The following is a 15,898-nucleotide window of genomic DNA, read 5'->3' on the forward strand; positions in this document are numbered from 1 at the left end:
TACTGGGAAAGAATTTAGCAGGTCGCGGCCTATTTGTACTAGGACTGGACCAGCGTGCCGATCTGCTCGCCGTTGACAGCGCGCTTGATATTGCCTTCCGTAAGCAGGTTGAAGACCAAAATCGGCATATTGTTGTCCATGCACAGGCTAAATGCCGTGGCATCAGCCACCTTGAGGTTCTTCTCAATGACTTCGCGCGGGGTGATTTCGGAGTACAGCTCCGCGTCCGGGTTGGTGCGCGGGTCGGCGGAGTAGACGCCGTCGACAGCCTTGGCCAGGAAGAGGACCTCCGCACCGATCTCCAGGGCGCGCTGTGCGGCGGTGGTGTCGGTGGAGAAATACGGCATGCCCATACCGGCACCGAAGATAACTACGCGGCCCTTCTCCAGGTGGCGGTCGGCGCGCAGCGGCAGGTAAGGCTCCGCAATCTGCGCCATGTTGATGGAAGTCTGCACGCGGCAGTCAATGCCTTGCTGCTTGAGGAAGTCCTGCAGCGCCAGGGAGTTCATGACGGTGCCCAGCATGCCCATGTAGTCCGAGCGAGCGCGGTCCATGCCGCGCTGCGAAAGCTCGGCACCGCGGAAGAAGTTACCGCCACCGATAACGACGGCGATTTCAGTCCCCTGCTTCGCCACCTCGGCGATTTGGCGGGCAACATTTTCTACAACGTCAGGATCGATGCCGACCTTGCCACCGCCGAACATCTCACCACCCAGTTTGAGCATGACTCGCTTGTATCCGGTTCGCTTCGGTTCAGGGGTAGTCACGGTCTTCATCGTCTCCTTCACGCATGGCGACGCTTCAGTTAAGCGCTTGAATAATTCTGTTCCATCTTAACCATAGGAAGGCGCTGTCATATATTCAGCTGCGTGCGACCCCCACCCTCAGGGGCGGGGGCAAAACGGCGAACTCCCTCCCCCAGTTTCTCCCCACCGGGCACTCAGCCCTAGGAAGAAAGAGGAGGAGGGAGTACTCGCAGTCACCGGGCACTGTGCCCTGACTGCATGACCTCACAAAGCTTAGGCGCCAACCTCGTAGCGGATGAAGCCGGTGATGGTGGTGCCGGCCTCATCTGCGACCTGCTTGACGGTCTTCTTGGAGTCAGACAGAGCAGCCTGCTCCAGCAGAACCACGGACTTGTAGAAGCCGTTGAGGCGGCCTTCCACGATCTTCGGCAGGGCTGCCTCCGGCTTGCCCTCCTCGCGGGTGGTGGCCTCAGCGATCTCGCGCTCCTTCTCAACGATCTCAGCCGGAACGTCCTCGCGGGTCAGGTACTCAGCGTTCATGGCTGCGATCTGGAGTGCGACTGCGTGAGCGCCTTCTGCGTTGCCCTCGTAGGAAACCAGAACACCTACTGCCGGCGGCAGATCAGCGGAACGCTGGTGCAGGTACACAGCGACGTTGTCACCCTCGATGGTGACGGCGCGGCGGGCCTGCAGCTTCTCGCCGGTCTTTGCGGACTCTTCGTCGACGACCTCGGAAACCTTCTTGCCGTCGATCTCCAGGTTGTTGAGCTCCTCACCGGAGTTGACCTTGGCCTCACCGGCAGCCTCAGCGATCTTGGTAGCGAAGGACTTGAAAGCCTCGTTCTTGGCCACGAAGTCGGTCTCGCAGTTGATTTCCACCATCGTGTTGCCGGACACGGCGATCAGGCCCTCGGTAGCCTCACGCTCAGCGCGCTTGGACACGTTCTTTGCGCCCTTGATGCGCAGGTACTCAACGGCCTTGTCGTAGTCACCCTGGGACTCGTCGAGAGCCTTCTTGCAATCGAGCATGCCGGCGCCGGTGGCCTCACGCAATGCCTTTACGTCTGCAGCAGTGTAGTTCGCCATAGTTGGAGCGATCCTCCTTGGAATTAAACGGTATTCGTTGAAACAGCGTAGCCGAATCACTACCACCACGTCGCGTTGAGGGGGTGGTAGTTTTTCTCCCACTCCCCTAAGCGGAGGGAAACCTCTGCGTGGTGTTTCAACCCTCTAGTGTGTCACGTGCCTTAGCGAGCTAAGAAAAACACGTGAGAAAAAGCCCCCATCGCCGCGGACACTGTGGGCCGTGCGGTACGGGGGCTTTAGGTATGCAGATTACTCTGCGGACTTCTCGGCGTCCTCAGACTTCTCTGCGGAAGCCGGGTCAGACGCAGCGGCAGCCTCAGCAGCGTCGCGGGCGTCCTTCTCAGCAGTGTCGCCGGCAGCTTCCTTGGCCTGAGCAAGCTGGCGCTCCTCGCGGGCCTTCTTGCCCTCATCCACAGCGGTGGCGATGATGCCGGAGAGCAGCTTGGTAGCGCGGATAGCGTCGTCGTTGCCCGGAATCGGGAAGTCAACCTCATCCGGATCACAGTTGGTGTCCAGGATGGCAACGACTGGGATGTTAAGCTTCTGAGCTTCCTTGACCGCGATGTGCTCCTTGTTGGTGTCAACAATCCACAGTGCGGACGGAGCCTTGGTCATATCGGAGATACCACCCAGGACGCGCTCCAGCTTGGTGCGCTCACGGGTCAGCATCAGAACTTCCTTCTTGGTGCGGCCCTTGTAGCCGTCCTCAGCCGCATCCATAGCCTGCAGCTCCTTCATGCGCTTCAGGCGCTTGGAGACAGTCTGGAAGTTGGTGAGCATACCGCCGAGCCAGCGGTGGTTCACGTACGGCATACCAACGCGGGAAGCCTCTTCAGCAACGGCTTCCTGAGCCTGCTTCTTAGTACCAACGAAGAGGATGGTGCCGCCGTGTGCGACGGTTTCCTTGACGAACTCGAAGGCCTCATCGATGTAGGTCAGCGTCTGCTGCAGGTCGATGATGTAGATGCCGTTACGGTCGGTGAAGATGAAGCGCTTCATCTTCGGGTTCCAACGACGGGTCTGGTGACCGAAGTGGACGCCAGCGTCGAGGAGCTCGCGCATGGTTACGACTGCCATGTTTCGCTCGCTTTCTATATATTGTTTCGGTTTTGCAAAATTGTGCGGTGTTTTATTCCGCACCCTAGCAACGAAGGCCCTGGTTAACACCCCATTATCCTGGGGACCACGTCAACCACGGACTGTCTCTTCCTTAACCCAGGAAGCGACTACTTCGCCGCGCGTAGTCAATCCATGCAGAACCCTTCCGGGCATTAGACACAGACTGCTGTGGGCTAGCTTAGTACTGCACACGCGCTGATTCCAAACGGCGCGACTGTTTAATCGCCGCCGGTTTGTTGACAGCCACACGAAGCTTATCCCTGGCGCACCATGGGTTACTTCTTTAACACGTTATCCACAGGTCGACCACACCCCCTTACCTCGGGCCGTGCTCACGCGCAGGCTTGAGATCATGCGTCACCGTCTACTTTGTTTATCTGCCCTGCTATGCCTCTGGGCTGCGCTTGTCGACGTCCCCCTTGCCGCCGCCTTCGTCGACCCCACCACTGGGGAACCGGTTGCTTCGCGTGTCTTGCGCGGCTTCGAACCTCCTGAGAAGCGGTGGATGGCCGGGCATCGCGGTGTGGATCTGGACCTGCCCGTCGGCGGTAAGGTGCGTGCCGCTGGCGACGGCGTTGTGTATTTCGCCGGCTCCATAGCGGGCAAACCGGCCCTTTCGATTGCTCATGGCAACGGCCTACGTACCACTTATCAACCGGTGTTTGCGCGGGTTAAGAAAGGTGACCAGGTGCAGGAAGGAGACATCATCGGAACGCTCGCGCCGTCCGTGGATGGCTATCCGGGGCTGCACTGGGGCGCGATTGAAGGCCGCGAGGACTACATCAACCCACTGGATCTCCTCGGCGAACCTGTCATTCGCCTCAAGCCCGCGGATGGGAGCGAGCGTAGACGTCCTTAAGACGCTGGGCGGAGACGTGCGTGTAGACCTGCGTGGTCTGCAGCGACGAGTGACCAAGCAGCTCTTGCACGATGCGCAAATCCGCTCCGCCTTCAAGCAGATGCGTTGCCGCCGAGTGGCGCAAACCGTGCGGGGTTAACCCCGGTGTCCCCGTCACTTGGGCGGCGCGTTCGACAACGCGGCGGACCTGACGCGCGTCGATGCGCCCGCCGCGCGTGCCCACAAACACCGCTTCCGTATCGCCAGCAAGCTCGGGGCGCCCTGTCTTTAGCCAAGCGCAGAGCGCATCATGAGCCGCATCCCCGAAAGGGACAACCCGCTGTTTATTGCCCTTACCGGTCACGCGGGCTGTGCGGCGGGACAGGTCGATATCGCCGACGTCGAGGCCGACGAGCTCAGCCACACGCACACCGGTGGCGTAGAGAAATTCGAGCATGGCGCTATCGCGCAAGAAGTGGACCTCGTCGGTGGAGACGGCATTGCCCATCAACTCCCCCGCTGCGATGGGCGACATCACAGTTGGCAGGTGCTTGCCCACCTTGGGTGTGGCGAGGCGCTGCGCCACATCCGATTGTAAATAGCCTTCGCGCGCGGCCCACGTGGAAAAAGCGCGCACCGCGGCGGTGCGGCGCGCCAGGGTGGAACGGGACTTGCCCTCAGCAACGGCGTGAGCCAACCATTCGCGCAGTGAGTTCAGAGTAAATGCTGCGAATTCCGGGACTTCCGTTGCCAACAGGCGCAAGTCAGAGCAATAGCCGCGGACGGTCGCTTCGGAACGCCCGCGTACAATGCGCTGGTATTCTGCGAAATCCTCGATCGCTTCCTCTAGCTGTCCCCCCACGCGCCGCTCGCTACTGCCACTTTCACCACTCATGTCTCATGAGTGTACTCAGGTGCGCTGCCACATCGCGCCCGAGCGGGTGATCACCCCTATCTTTTGCATGGCCACGAGCAAGTGAATAGTCAGCGCTACCCGCATTCCTGCGGCCGCCGCGATATCTTCTGCGCTCGCGCCTTCCTCCGCGCTTTCCGGCGGAGTGGAGTCATACACCCGAAGCTCATTGCGGGACAGACGCTGCACCGCAGTCGGCTGAAACTCCAGTTCGTATTGGCCGGCCACGTCCACCTCCCCCGCCTTGCCAACCAAACCCCGCACTTCATCCGCAGAGGCCACCAACTGAGCCCGCCCATCCTGGATACGTTGATGGCAACCCAAGGACCCAGATGTGGTGATGGGCCCTGGCACTGCCATGGCAACCCTGCCCAGTGCTTCCGCCCAGTTCAACGTGTTGAGCGCACCAGAGCGGAATCCGGCTTCGACCACCACGGTACCGCTCGTCATCGCCGCCACAAGGCGGTTGCGGGATAGAAAGCGAAAACGCTGTGGCCGCGTGCCCGGCGCGAACTCTGACACGATGCATCCCTTCTCAGCGATTCTGTCAAAGAGCCTTGCATTGCGCGCTGGGTAAGAAATGTCGATGCCGCAGGCCGCTACTGCTACCGTTAGGCCTCCTGCATCCAGCGCGGCTTCGTGGACTGCTGTATCGACACCCACCGCCCCGCCGGAAACCACAGTCCATTGGTGGGAGGCAAGGCCGCTAGCCAGAAGTGAGCCGGCTTCCCAGCCATATCGGCTCACCGCACGCGTCCCCACCAGCGCCACCGATTGGGATACCGTTTCGCGCAGGTTGCCTCCACGGACCCACAGGCTGTGAGGAGGAAACGCTTGGTCATCAAATGTTGCTGGGGCTTCCACCATTCCTTGGTGGTAGAAGCCAAAGGCTCGCGATAACTCTTCTCCCGGCCACTCCGCATCCGCGGGTGTGATCAGTCGAGCCCCCACCGCTTCCGCGGCGGCGAGGTCTTCTTCTTGCCGCAGCCAATCGCGCCGCGAAGCCGTCGCCTGCCGCAAGGGGCCGATCCATTCCTCGCCCTTGTAGATTCCCCGGGCGATCTCCTCAGCCGGGTACTGACTCAGCAGCCCGTGGAGGGTTGGTGAGGGGCCCTCCACAACGCGGTTAAGGTAGGCCCACGTGTGCCGGGTACTCGATAGATTGAGCTCGCTCATGCTGCCAGCCTTTCGATGGTTCCGGCGCCGCGGAGATCCAACGCCCGACTGACATGGTCCAGCTCGGGGCGTGCGGAGCCGTCGAGGTCTGCCAAGGTCCATGCCAGACGCAGTACCCGATCTACTCCGCGTTGGCTCAGCTCACCTTCCGCTAGATAGGCAGCAAGCATAATCATCGCAGACTCCGCCGCCGGGCGGTGGCGCCTCAAATAGGAAGCGGACACGGCACCATTGACCACGCTCCCCAACCCGTCAGCCTCCCAGCGCGCTTTCATCCGTTCCCGGGCGGCAGCCACGCGCTGCGCTATATCCGCTGAGCTTTCCTCCCCTTCGGCATGAAGCACTGCGGATTGCCCCGATAGCGACACGATGATGTCGAGGCGGTCCCGCAGCGGCCCTGAAAGGTTCGACAGATAATTCATTCTGTCTGCCGCACGGCACTCGCAGCGCGCTGGTTCTTCGGCACCACACCGGCAGGGGTTCGCGGCTAGTACCAGTTGGAATTGTGCGGGGAAGATGACTTCTCTGCTCGCTCGCGTCAGGCGCACCTGTCCTTCTTCTAAAGGGGCGCGCAGGCTATCGAGAACCTGCGCTGGAACCTCACTGACTTCATCGAGGAAGAGCACACCATGGTGGGCTAGGCTCACCGCGCCTGGCCGCGGGCGCCCCGAGCCGCCACCGATCAGCGCGGCCCTTGTTACCGAAGCATGCGGTGCGATGAAGGGAGCGCGAGAAACGGCGGTACCAACGTCCCCGGCCACCGAGTGGATGGCTGTGGCTTCTACCGCCTGCTCCATGCTCAAGCGCGGCAGAATGCCCGGCAAGCGCGAGGCAATCATCGACTTTCCAGAGCCGGGCGGTCCCACCATCATCACGTGGTGACCGCCGGCGGCAGCGACTTCCGCCGCCCACTTGGCTTCTTTCTGGCCAGCGACTTCGCTGAAGTCTGCGACCTGTTCGCGGGCAGGCGCTGCCGCGTGTGCGATGAGATGTGCATCCGGCAGACAATCCCTCCCGCACGCCCAGGCAAAAGCATCCCACAGGGTTTCGGCCACGAGGACTGTCATTCCGGGCACCAATGCCGCCTCGGCCGCATTTCCCACAGGAATGATGAGGGTGTCATAGCCTTGCGAGCGCGCGGCCAGGATCGCCGGGATGATGCCAGAAACTGGGCGCACGTGCCCGTCCAATCCCAGCTCGCCGAGGACGAGCGCCCCGCTGAGCCGACTCTTCTCACTCTGCCCGGCCGCTAAGATTGCCAAGGCCATCGGGAGGTCAAAGTGAGCCCCGGCTTTAGGCAGCGACGCCGGTGACATGGACACCACGACCTTCGTCTTAGGCCATGACAAATGCGAATTGCTCACCGCGGTGCGGATGCGGTCTCGCGACTCGGAGATCGCTGCATCCCCCAGGCCCACAACGTGAACTCCGGGAAGTCCGGGGCCAACGTTGGCCTCCACTGTGACCACCCGGGCCAGGACTCCATCTAGCGCTATCGTGTCGCATCTACCGAGAGCCATGATCAACTCCCTGGAAATATTCCACTTCGAAGGCTTCCCCAGAGTGTGCCCCGGTGGCCACGAGTCCAAGCACGTCAAAACGAAGCTTGCTTAATGTCTGGTTTTCACTCCGCGCAGTACTCAGCCACTGCGCGGCTGCTTTGCGCAGGCGCTTTAGCTTGCGTGGGGTTACCGCCTCCGCGACTCCAAAGTTGCGGGTAGCCCGAGTCTTAACTTCGCAAAAGACAATGGTCCCATCGCTCTCGCGCACAACGAGATCGAGCTCGCCCACGCGGTAGTGAACGTTTGCGGCGATAACCTGCGCCCCGCGTGCGCGGTAAAAGTCAGCAGCGAATTTCTCCCCTGCTTTTCCTAGTGCATCCGCGGGGCGAATGGTCTGCCCCACGGTCGGCGAATGCAGAGAGGCTGCTAGATTTCTTGTCACTATGGTGCTCCTTGGAATTGAACGTGTACACAACACGCCGTAAGCACGACACAAGAAAATCCCCGTGCCGCACACCCCTTACGGCACTTCCAGAACACCCCACACAACAGTCCGGTGGCGAGGGCTTCTTCCCTCGCCACCGCAAATCTGTGGATAACTAGTCCGGGGTCACCTCGATGGTGTTTCCCCGCACTCCTTTACCTAGAACTCTATTCAGGGAGAACAAAGTCCGGCTTGTCCAGCTCCTCAATGTTGACGTCCTTGTAGGTGATCACACGGACATAGCGCACAAAGCGCGCCGAGCGGTACATGTCCCACACCCAGGCATCCGACATGCGGACCTCATAGTAGACATCCGGGCCGGAGGTATGCGGGATGAGCTCCACCGCATTGGCCAGGTAAAACCTGCGTTCGGTTTCTACCACATAGGAGAATTGGCTGACCACATCGCGATATTCGCGGTACAGCGACAGCTCGACTTCAGCCTCGTAGTTATCGAGTTCCTCAGCGCTCACGGTGTGCTTCTCCTTCGCTCACAATTACCCGGGATCACGGTGTCACAGATTGAGCACAAGCTTAGTTCGCACTTGCTGCCTAAGCCTTCAGGCGCGCGCGAGGAATCGTGCATGAGCTTCAGCAACATTGCGATAGCTCATACGGTGCTCAGGCGTCGCCCCCAGCTGGGCGATGGCCTCCTGATGCACAGCTGTGCCATAGCCCTTATGGGTTTCCAGAGCATAGCCTGGGTAGTGCTTCGCCACATCCACCATGAGACGGTCCCGGGAAACTTTGGCCAAAACACTAGCCGCAGCGATGCAGCGTGCGGCGGTATCGCCGGCGATGATCGGCAGCTGCGGGGTGGGCAGGCCGGGGACGAAGAGGGCGTCGCTCAGCACATAGCCCGGGCGGATCCCCAGCTGCGCCACCGCACGGCGCATTCCTGACAGGTTGGCATGCTGAATGCCAAAGGCATCGATATCCTTCGCGCCTATGTGCACCACTGACCAGGCCAGCGCACGGCGTTTGATCACCGGCTCCAACTTTTCCCGGGCCGCCGGCGTGAGCTTCTTCGAATCATCAAGCCGCTCCAAGCCGGGCAGGATACGATCCGGCAAAATACACGCGGCGATAGTTATTGGCCCGCAGCAAGCTCCGCGCCCAGCTTCATCCACCCCGGCAACAGGCCCCAACCCTGCTTTGGAGAGCGCGACCTCATAGGTTCTCTTCTGTTTTAGACGGCGCATAGCGGTTAGAGGGGCATGTCCTCGATAGTGTGCGCACGGCTAATCGGAACCACCACGGCAGCGACCTTCCCGCGCACGTTCTCCACTGGAACGGTGCCCTGGAGCTTATCGCCTAGGTGCGCGCGCGAATCCAAAGAGTTTGTGCGGTTGTCCCCCATCACCCACAGGTGCCCCTCGGGAACGGTGACGGGCCCAAAGTACGCGCCGCCACAGGCCTGCGATCCCACCCGCTCATCGACGGGTATCTCCGGCGGATCGAGGACAAAGTCCTGGTTGGTGGGTTGGCCGTCCACCATGACGGCCGGATCGCCCTCCTGGCACGACACGGTCTGACCCCCGGTGGCAATGACCCGTTTGACCAGAATGTTATCGCCGTTGGGAGCCAGCCCCACAACAGCCGCCATATTTTGGATGCCGCGGAGAAACACATTGTGGGAACGCTTGACCTCAAAAGACGTGTTCCACGATTCCGGACCGGCAAAGACCACAACCTCTCCCGGGCGCGGATCGCTGAAGTAATAGCTCACCTTCTGCACCGCAATGCGGTCATTCGTACACCCCGGGCAGCCATGCAGGGTGGGCTCCATGGAAGAAGACGGGATGAGATACAGCCTTCCCACGAAGGCCTGAATCAACGCCAGCGCCACGAAGGTGACAGCCAGCGCCGAAAGAACATCGCGAACTCTAGGACTGGATGTCCGGGTCATCGACTCCACCAATACGGTTGAAGGGGAAGAAGATGAACATGACCTTGCCGCGAACATTCTCCAGGGGGATTGTTCCTTGGTACTCATCCTGCATGTGATAGCGCGAGTCCGCGGAGGCCGTGCGATTATCTCCCATCACCCAGATATTGCCCTCCGGCACGGTCACGGGGCCAAAGTACGCGCCGCCGCAGGCATAGGAACCGGTGGTTTCATCAACGCGATAGGTCGGTGGATCCTGCACATAATCCTGTTCAATGGGCTTGCCGTCCACCATGACTGCCGGATCCCCTTCTTGGCAGGACACCGTCTGGCCACCGGTGGCAACAACGCGCTTGACCAGAGTGTTCTCATCGGGCGGGGTGAGCGACACATAGCTCAGGGCATCCTGAATGCGGTGGATCACTGGGTTATCGGAACGCGGGGACACCCAGTTGCTATCCCAGTCCGGGGTGCCCTTGAATACCACGACATCACCGGGTTCCGGGCTCTTATCGCCGTAGTAGGAAACCTTTTCGGTAAAGATCCGGTCGTTATTGCAGCCTTCGCAACCATGCAATGTCGGCTCCATGGAGCCGGAGGGGATCACGTACTGCCGGCCTACAAAGTTCTGGAAAATGCCGACGACTGCGAGCACGGAGACCACCACGAGGGCAGTCTCCAGCAACCAGGGCATCTGCTTCTTTTCTTCAGCTGGGGGCGCCGCGCTTTCCGACGCCTCTCTCCCAACCCCCTGGGAACTTTCAGTAATGTCGTTTTCTTTTTCCACGGGCTAAATCCTAGCAATGTGTCTTGCCCTCACGGGCCTTGTGGCCCCGCGCGGCGCACGCTAAAAGGAGAAGGCAAAAGGAAAGCCCTTCGCCTTTCCTCGCGGTGAGGATAAAGGCGAAGGGCTGTGATGCGCTGTAAATTAGCGGCGCTCCTTGATGCGGGCCTTCTTGCCGCGCAGGTCGCGCAGGTAGTACAGCTTGGCGCGGCGGACACGGCCGCGACGGACTACCTCGATGGAGGCAATGTTCGGGGAGTGAACCGGGAAGGTACGCTCAACGCCGATGCCGAAGGAGACCTTACGCACGGTGAAGGTCTCGCGGATGCCGTCGCCCTGACGGCGGATGCAGACACCCTTGAAGAGCTGGGTACGCTCGGTGGTGCCCTCGATGACCTTGACGTTGACGTCGAGGGTATCGCCCGGGCGGAAGGACGGGATATCGTCGCGCAGCGAAGCTGCATCAACCTTGTCAATGAGGTTTGCCATTGGTGTTTTCCTTTTCAGTTTAAGACAGAGGACCCTAGCGCCACCTCGCGGCAGCTGACCGGTTCGTGCCTATTACACAGAACATCGTTATCTTTCCACACCCCACCCCGGAAGAACAAATTCCGTCAAACGCCTGACATCTCCTCATTGCTGGCTCTAAGGTGGGTGGCGCACTGATACCCCACGGGTGCCCACGGGAAGTGGGCTGAGAGTGGCGCTGATACCGCGCCTGCACCGTTCGAACCTGTCTGGTTAGCACCAGCGAAGGAAGAGAGGAGCAGCCATGACGGCTACCCATAACCCCATCCAGTCCACCAACTCCGGCGAGATCCACCCCAAGCACTCCTACTCCCCCATCCGGGAGAATGGCCTGGAGGTACCGGAGACCGAGATCCAGCTGGATGATTCCCCTACCGGCCCCAATGAGCCCTTCCGTATCTACCGCACACGTGGCCCGGAGTGTGAGCCCGAAGTCGGTCTGCCGGCACTGCGCGCCGAATGGATTGCGGAGCGCGGGGACGTTGAGGAATATGAGGGCCGCGCACGCAACCTCGCTGACGATGGCCGCTCGGCCGAGCGCCGCGGTGCGGCTTCCCAGGAGTGGAAGGGGGAGCGTCGCCAACCGCTGCGTTCTAAGGAAGGCAAACGCGTTACCCAGATGCACTATGCGCGCCAGGGCATCATCACCAAGGAGATGGAGTTCGTGGCCCTACGCGAGCACTGCGACCCAGAGTTCGTGCGCTCCGAAATCGCCCGTGGCCGCGCCATCCTGCCTAATAACGTCAACCACCCCGAGTCGGAGCCGATGATCATCGGTCGGAAGTTCCTCACCAAAATCAACGCCAATATTGGCAACTCCGCGGTGACCTCCTCCATCGCCGAGGAGGTATCCAAGCTACGCTGGGCCACCCGCTGGGGCGCGGATACCGTCATGGACCTCTCCACCGGTGACGACATCCACACCACCCGCGAGTGGATCCTGCGCAACTCTCCGGTTCCTATCGGCACCGTGCCCATCTACCAGGCGCTGGAGAAGGTCAATGGTGTCGCGGAAGACCTGACATGGGAGATTTTCCGCGATACCGTCATCGAACAGTGCGAGCAGGGCGTGGACTACATGACCGTGCACGCCGGCGTGCTTTTGCCCTACGTGCCGCTGACCACGAACCGCGTCACCGGCATTGTTTCCCGCGGCGGCTCCATCATGGCAGGCTGGTGCCTGGCGCACCACAAGGAGTCCTTCCTCTACGAGAACTTCGACGAACTCTGTGAGATTTTCGCGCGCTACGACGTCGCTTTCTCCCTCGGCGATGGTCTGCGCCCCGGCTCCTTGGCGGATGCTAACGACACCGCCCAATTCGCTGAACTCAAAACCATCGGTGAGCTCACCCGGCGTGCCTGGGAGTATGACGTCCAGGTCATGGTGGAAGGCCCAGGCCACGTCCCGCTCAACATGATTCAGGAAAATAACGAGCTCGAGCAGGACTGGGCCTCGGATGCTCCCTTCTACACGCTGGGCCCGCTGGTTACGGATATCGCACCGGGCTATGACCACATCACCTCCGCCATTGGTGCGGCACACATCGCCATGGGTGGTACGGCCATGCTGTGCTACGTCACACCGAAGGAACACTTGGGGCTTCCCAACCGCGATGATGTGAAGACCGGCGTGATTACCTACAAGCTTGCGGCCCATGCAGCCGACGTGGCCAAGGGCCACCCAGGTGCGCGCGCTTGGGATGATGCGATGAGTAAGGCCCGCTTCGAATTCCGCTGGCACGACCAGTTCGCGCTCTCCCTCGACCCAGACACCGCGCAGGCCTACCACGATGAGACCCTGCCTGCGGAGCCGGCGAAGACCGCCCACTTCTGTTCCATGTGCGGCCCGAAGTTCTGCTCTATGCGCATCAGCCAGGACATCCGGGATACCTTCTCCGACTCCCTTGGTATGCCAAGTTTTCCGGGTAAGGACGCCGTTGATCCGGAGGTCGTGGCAGCTGCCCGTGCCGGTGAGAAACAGATGTCGGAAGAGTTCAAGGCCCAAGGTTCGCAGCTCTATCAGGAGGAAGAAACCGCGCATGCCTGATCTTCGCTGCTACTTCGTCACGGGCGCGGGCACGCCTGCGGAGATCGTGCGCATCGCTGCGGCAGCAGCGCGAGGCGGTGCCGGGGTCGTGCAGGTGCGCTCCAAGCCAATTTCTGCCCGCGACCTTTTCTATTTAGGCCGCGACGTGGCCCGCGCGGTGGCGAAGGCTAACCCAGAAACACGCGTGCTTATCGACGACCGCGTAGACGTCGCCGCCGCCCTACGCCACGCCGGCGAGCCGGTGCATGGCGTGCATGTCGGCCAAGATGATCTACCCGTCGCCGCTGCCCGCGCGTTGTTGGGTCCGGGCGCGATTATCGGTCTGACCACCGGCACCCGCGAATTGGTCGAGGCCGCCAATGACGTCGCAGATGTCATTGACTACATCGGTTGCGGCCCGTTCCGCGCGACTCCGACGAAGGACTCCGGCCGCACGCCTTTAGGACTTCACGCCTACCCGGAATTGGTGAAGCTCTCCCGCGTGCCACTCGTAGCCATCGGGGATGTCACCGCTGAGGATGCAGCCGATCTTGCGGCAACTGGTGTGGCCGGACTAGCCGTCGTGCGCGGCATCATGAATGCCGAGGACCCAGAAGCTTATTGCCGCGCGCTGCTGTCCGGTTTTGACGAAGGTGCGCGATGAGTACTAGCTCTGATTCTTCAGTCATCGTCGTCGGCGCGGGCGTCATCGGTCTGGCCACCGCCGTGGAGTTGGCCGCGCGGGGCTTTAAGGTCACTATCTTGGACCCGGCACCGGCCTCTGGGGCTTCGCACTATGCCGGGGGCATGCTCGCCCCCGCCGCGGAGGTGGTCTACCAACAGGATCCACTCTTCCCGCTGATGCGTGCCTCCGGCGCGTGGTACCCGAAGCTTATCGATCTCGTGGCTCAGCACACCGAGGTCCCAACTGGCTACCGCGCCGAAGGTACCCTCGTCGTCGCCGCTGACCGTGCGGATGCTCAGCACCTCACCGAGCTGGCTGACTATCAATCCCTCCACGGCATGGAGGTCGAGCGCATCACCGTGCGCGAAGCCCGGCGCGCCGAACCTTTGCTCTCGCCACGTCTGGCTGCTGCGGTGAGTATTCCGGGTGACACGCAGGTTTTCCCCCGCCAGTGGACAGCTGCACTGCTCAGCGCAGCCCAAGCACTCGGTGTGCGTTTCTTCCGCACGGCAGCACAGTCGATCAATGCTGACACGGGCATGGTCACCACGGCCGTCGGCGAGTTCGAAGCTGAACAGGTGTTACTCGCTGCAGGCCTGGGAGCACGCGACATCGAGTGGGCTGCATCAGCCGGGCTCGAAGAATCTCCGCTACACCTGCGCCCGGTATACGGCGATATCCTGCGCCTGCGCGTACCGGACGAGCTCCAGCCTCTGCTCACCCGCGTGGTGCGCGGCTTCGTGGAGGACCGCCCCATCTACCTCATCCCCCGCGGCGACGGCACCTTGGCGGTTGGCGCTACAACCCGCGAGGACACTCTTGCTACGGCCCAGGCCGGCGGTGTCTACGCGCTGCTTCGCGACGCCATCCGTGTGCTGCCCGCCGTCGAAGAGTGCGAATTCCTCGAGGCCAGCGCGGGTGCCCGCCCCGGAACCCCGGATGACCTGCCGTACCTCGGCCGCGTCAGCGACAAGCTCGTCATCTCCACCGGCTATTTCCGCCACGGCATTCTGCTCACGGCCCTGGCCGCGCGCTGTACACGCGAGCTCATCGAAGGCACCGAATCCAGCATCGATCTCACCGCTTGTGATCCTCTACGTCACCTCAAGGAGCAGCCATGATCCTCATCCTTAACGGCCAGCCCACTGACACCTCAGCGACGACCATCACCGAATTGTTGGACGAGCAGAACATCGCAGCCGACGGCACCGCCGTGGCCGTGTCCGAACAAGTCGTTCCTCGCTCGCAGTGGGAGTCCACCTCACTCACCGAAGGCGCGGCCGTGGAAATCCTCACCGCAGTCCAAGGAGGTTAAATGCTCACCATCGCCGAGACCACCTTTTCTTCCCACCTCATCATGGGCACCGGTGGGGCCACGAGCCACGACGCCCTGGAGCGCGCGCTCGTCGCCTCCGGAACCGAGCTGACTACCGTGGCCATGCGCCGCCACGCTGGTACCCGTGATGGTGAGAGTGTCTTCGATCTGCTGCGCCGGTTGGACATCGCCCCACTCCCCAACACCGCCGGGTGTCGCACCGCGCGCGAGGCCGTGCTCACCGCCCGCATGGCCCGCGAGGCGCTGGGGACCTCCTGGGTCAAGGTCGAGGTCATCGCCGACGAACATACGCTGCTGCCCGATGTCGTGGAAACCCTCGACGCCACCGAGCTGCTGAGCGCCGAAGGGTTCACCGTCCTGGCCTACACCAGCGACGATCCCGTAGCCGCCCAGCGCCTCGAAGACGCCGGAGCGGCAGCCGTCATGCCTCTCGGAGCCCCCATCGGCACTGGTCTGGGAATCCTCAATCCCCACAACCTCGAGCTCATCTGCTCACGTGCCTCGGTGCCCGTGCTTGTCGACGCCGGCATCGGCACCGCCTCCGACGCCACCCTCGCCATGGAGCTGGGCTGCTCCGGCGTGCTTCTCGCCAGCGCGGTCAACCGCTGCCAGGATCCCGAGGCCATGGCCACCGCCATGCGCCACGCCGTCGAAGCCGGCCGCCTAGCCCGGAGTGCAGGGCGCATCCCGCAGCGCGAGCACGCCCAGGCATCCTCCACCTTCGAGGGCCTAGCCTCCTGGGCCGACCACGTTCTCTAGACCTGTGGCATTGATCGCCGCCGCACAA

At 61.9% G+C, this 15,898-nt stretch carries 18 protein-coding genes and 1 riboswitch; of the genes, 6 read left to right on the forward strand and 12 right to left on the reverse strand.

Annotation, left to right across the window (positions count from 1 at the left end; translation table 11 throughout):
• Positions 1-38: 38 nt before the first annotated feature.
• From pyrH to rpsB, 3 genes are all read right to left on the reverse strand, one after another.
• Positions 39-776 carry a UMP kinase gene (pyrH, locus tag HMPREF2943_RS09360; RefSeq protein WP_010190380.1) on the reverse strand — a complete coding sequence of 246 codons (738 nt, stop codon included), beginning with the start codon at positions 774-776 and terminating at the stop codon, positions 39-41.
• 243 nt (positions 777-1,019) lie between these two features.
• Positions 1,020-1,832 (reverse strand): translation elongation factor Ts, encoded by an 813-nt coding sequence (gene tsf / locus HMPREF2943_RS09365; RefSeq protein WP_070643830.1) that lies wholly within the window; start codon positions 1,830-1,832, stop codon positions 1,020-1,022.
• A 249-nt stretch (positions 1,833-2,081) separates the two neighbouring features.
• The gene (rpsB, locus tag HMPREF2943_RS09370) at positions 2,082-2,909 is read right to left on the reverse strand and encodes a 30S ribosomal protein S2 (protein WP_010190382.1); all 828 of its coding nucleotides are present in this window, start codon (positions 2,907-2,909) and stop codon (positions 2,082-2,084) included.
• Between the two features lie 394 nt (positions 2,910-3,303).
• On the opposite strand from rpsB, the gene HMPREF2943_RS09375 reads away from it, so the two are divergent.
• Positions 3,304-3,810 (forward strand): M23 family metallopeptidase, encoded by a 507-nt coding sequence (locus HMPREF2943_RS09375; protein ID WP_070711417.1) that lies wholly within the window; start codon positions 3,304-3,306, stop codon positions 3,808-3,810.
• On the opposite strand, the gene HMPREF2943_RS09380 is transcribed toward HMPREF2943_RS09375, so the two are convergent.
• The 9 genes from HMPREF2943_RS09380 to rplS all read right to left on the reverse strand — a co-directional run bounded on the left by HMPREF2943_RS09380 (position 3,773) and on the right by rplS (position 11,025).
• Entirely contained in the window at positions 3,773-4,684 is a 912-nt protein-coding gene (locus tag HMPREF2943_RS09380) for a tyrosine recombinase XerC (protein WP_070711418.1), read from the reverse strand. The two genes, HMPREF2943_RS09375 and HMPREF2943_RS09380, sit on opposite strands and share 38 nt — an antisense overlap.
• 15 nt (positions 4,685-4,699) lie before the next feature.
• Positions 4,700-5,878 (reverse strand): DNA-processing protein DprA, encoded by a 1,179-nt coding sequence (dprA, locus tag HMPREF2943_RS09385; RefSeq protein WP_070711419.1) that lies wholly within the window; start codon positions 5,876-5,878, stop codon positions 4,700-4,702.
• Positions 5,875-7,398, reverse strand: coding sequence for a YifB family Mg chelatase-like AAA ATPase (locus tag HMPREF2943_RS09390; RefSeq protein ID WP_070445555.1), 1,524 nt, complete (start codon positions 7,396-7,398; stop codon positions 5,875-5,877). The genes dprA and HMPREF2943_RS09390 overlap by 4 nt, the downstream gene beginning before the upstream one ends.
• Entirely contained in the window at positions 7,385-7,822 is a 438-nt protein-coding gene (locus HMPREF2943_RS09395) for a YraN family protein (protein ID WP_070711420.1), read from the reverse strand. The genes HMPREF2943_RS09390 and HMPREF2943_RS09395 overlap by 14 nt, the downstream gene beginning before the upstream one ends.
• A 209-nt stretch (positions 7,823-8,031) precedes the next feature.
• The gene (locus tag HMPREF2943_RS09400; protein WP_005528899.1) at positions 8,032-8,337 is read right to left on the reverse strand and encodes a DUF2469 domain-containing protein; all 306 of its coding nucleotides are present in this window, start codon (positions 8,335-8,337) and stop codon (positions 8,032-8,034) included.
• A gap of 87 nt (positions 8,338-8,424) precedes the next feature.
• Positions 8,425-9,066 (reverse strand): ribonuclease HII, encoded by a 642-nt coding sequence (locus HMPREF2943_RS09405; RefSeq protein ID WP_070643822.1) that lies wholly within the window; start codon positions 9,064-9,066, stop codon positions 8,425-8,427.
• A 5-nt stretch (positions 9,067-9,071) separates the two neighbouring features.
• On the reverse strand, positions 9,072-9,773 hold the full coding sequence (lepB, locus tag HMPREF2943_RS09410) for a signal peptidase I (protein WP_070520044.1): 702 nt from the start codon (positions 9,771-9,773) through the stop codon (positions 9,072-9,074).
• The gene (lepB, locus tag HMPREF2943_RS09415; RefSeq protein WP_236659254.1) at positions 9,751-10,446 is read right to left on the reverse strand and encodes a signal peptidase I; all 696 of its coding nucleotides are present in this window, start codon (positions 10,444-10,446) and stop codon (positions 9,751-9,753) included. The genes lepB (HMPREF2943_RS09410) and lepB (HMPREF2943_RS09415) overlap by 23 nt, the downstream gene beginning before the upstream one ends.
• A gap of 234 nt (positions 10,447-10,680) precedes the next feature.
• Entirely contained in the window at positions 10,681-11,025 is a 345-nt protein-coding gene (rplS, locus tag HMPREF2943_RS09420; protein ID WP_010190405.1) for a 50S ribosomal protein L19, read from the reverse strand.
• A gap of 173 nt (positions 11,026-11,198) precedes the next feature.
• Positions 11,199-11,313: riboswitch (TPP riboswitch) on the forward strand.
• On the opposite strand from rplS, the gene thiC reads away from it, so the two are divergent.
• From thiC to HMPREF2943_RS09445, 5 genes are all read left to right on the forward strand, one after another.
• The gene (thiC, locus tag HMPREF2943_RS09425; protein WP_070445541.1) at positions 11,309-13,111 is read left to right on the forward strand and encodes a phosphomethylpyrimidine synthase ThiC; all 1,803 of its coding nucleotides are present in this window, start codon (positions 11,309-11,311) and stop codon (positions 13,109-13,111) included. It overlaps the preceding riboswitch by 5 nt.
• Entirely contained in the window at positions 13,104-13,754 is a 651-nt protein-coding gene (locus tag HMPREF2943_RS09430) for a thiamine phosphate synthase (protein ID WP_070520040.1), read from the forward strand. The genes thiC and HMPREF2943_RS09430 overlap by 8 nt, the downstream gene beginning before the upstream one ends.
• Positions 13,751-14,896, forward strand: a complete 1,146-nt coding sequence (gene thiO, locus HMPREF2943_RS09435) for a glycine oxidase ThiO (protein WP_070711421.1) — start codon at positions 13,751-13,753, stop codon at positions 14,894-14,896. The genes HMPREF2943_RS09430 and thiO overlap by 4 nt, the downstream gene beginning before the upstream one ends.
• On the forward strand, positions 14,893-15,090 hold the full coding sequence (thiS, locus tag HMPREF2943_RS09440) for a sulfur carrier protein ThiS (RefSeq protein ID WP_070711422.1): 198 nt from the start codon (positions 14,893-14,895) through the stop codon (positions 15,088-15,090). Before thiO ends, thiS begins: the two co-directional genes overlap by 4 nt.
• On the forward strand, positions 15,091-15,870 hold the full coding sequence (locus HMPREF2943_RS09445) for a thiazole synthase (RefSeq protein WP_070643818.1): 780 nt from the start codon (positions 15,091-15,093) through the stop codon (positions 15,868-15,870).
• Positions 15,871-15,898: the final 28 nt, after the last annotated feature.

Origin of the sequence: Corynebacterium sp. HMSC072D12, from assembly GCF_001813925.1 — a bacterium.
GTDB classification, from domain to species: domain Bacteria; phylum Actinomycetota; class Actinomycetes; order Mycobacteriales; family Mycobacteriaceae; genus Corynebacterium; species Corynebacterium aurimucosum.

Coding starts and splice junctions, on each gene's coding strand:
- dprA (WP_070711419.1), bottom strand. CDS start 5,878: ATGAGCGAGCTCAATCTATCGAGTACCCGGCACACGTGGGCCTACCTT.
- HMPREF2943_RS09380 (WP_070711418.1), bottom strand. CDS start 4,684: ATGAGTGGTGAAAGTGGCAGTAGCGAGCGGCGCGTGGGGGGACAGCTA.
- HMPREF2943_RS09375 (WP_070711417.1), top strand. CDS start 3,304: ATGCGTCACCGTCTACTTTGTTTATCTGCCCTGCTATGCCTCTGGGCT.
- HMPREF2943_RS09445 (WP_070643818.1), top strand. CDS start 15,091: ATGCTCACCATCGCCGAGACCACCTTTTCTTCCCACCTCATCATGGGC.
- thiS (WP_070711422.1), top strand. CDS start 14,893: ATGATCCTCATCCTTAACGGCCAGCCCACTGACACCTCAGCGACGACC.
- rplS (WP_010190405.1), bottom strand. CDS start 11,025: ATGGCAAACCTCATTGACAAGGTTGATGCAGCTTCGCTGCGCGACGAT.
- thiC (WP_070445541.1), top strand. CDS start 11,309: ATGACGGCTACCCATAACCCCATCCAGTCCACCAACTCCGGCGAGATC.
- rpsB (WP_010190382.1), bottom strand. CDS start 2,909: ATGGCAGTCGTAACCATGCGCGAGCTCCTCGACGCTGGCGTCCACTTC.
- thiO (WP_070711421.1), top strand. CDS start 13,751: ATGAGTACTAGCTCTGATTCTTCAGTCATCGTCGTCGGCGCGGGCGTC.
- HMPREF2943_RS09405 (WP_070643822.1), bottom strand. CDS start 9,066: ATGCGCCGTCTAAAACAGAAGAGAACCTATGAGGTCGCGCTCTCCAAA.
- HMPREF2943_RS09430 (WP_070520040.1), top strand. CDS start 13,104: ATGCCTGATCTTCGCTGCTACTTCGTCACGGGCGCGGGCACGCCTGCG.
- HMPREF2943_RS09390 (WP_070445555.1), bottom strand. CDS start 7,398: ATGGCTCTCGGTAGATGCGACACGATAGCGCTAGATGGAGTCCTGGCC.
- lepB (WP_236659254.1), bottom strand. CDS start 10,446: ATGCCCTGGTTGCTGGAGACTGCCCTCGTGGTGGTCTCCGTGCTCGCA.
- tsf (WP_070643830.1), bottom strand. CDS start 1,832: ATGGCGAACTACACTGCTGCAGACGTAAAGGCATTGCGTGAGGCCACC.
- lepB (WP_070520044.1), bottom strand. CDS start 9,773: ATGACCCGGACATCCAGTCCTAGAGTTCGCGATGTTCTTTCGGCGCTG.
- pyrH (WP_010190380.1), bottom strand. CDS start 776: ATGAAGACCGTGACTACCCCTGAACCGAAGCGAACCGGATACAAGCGA.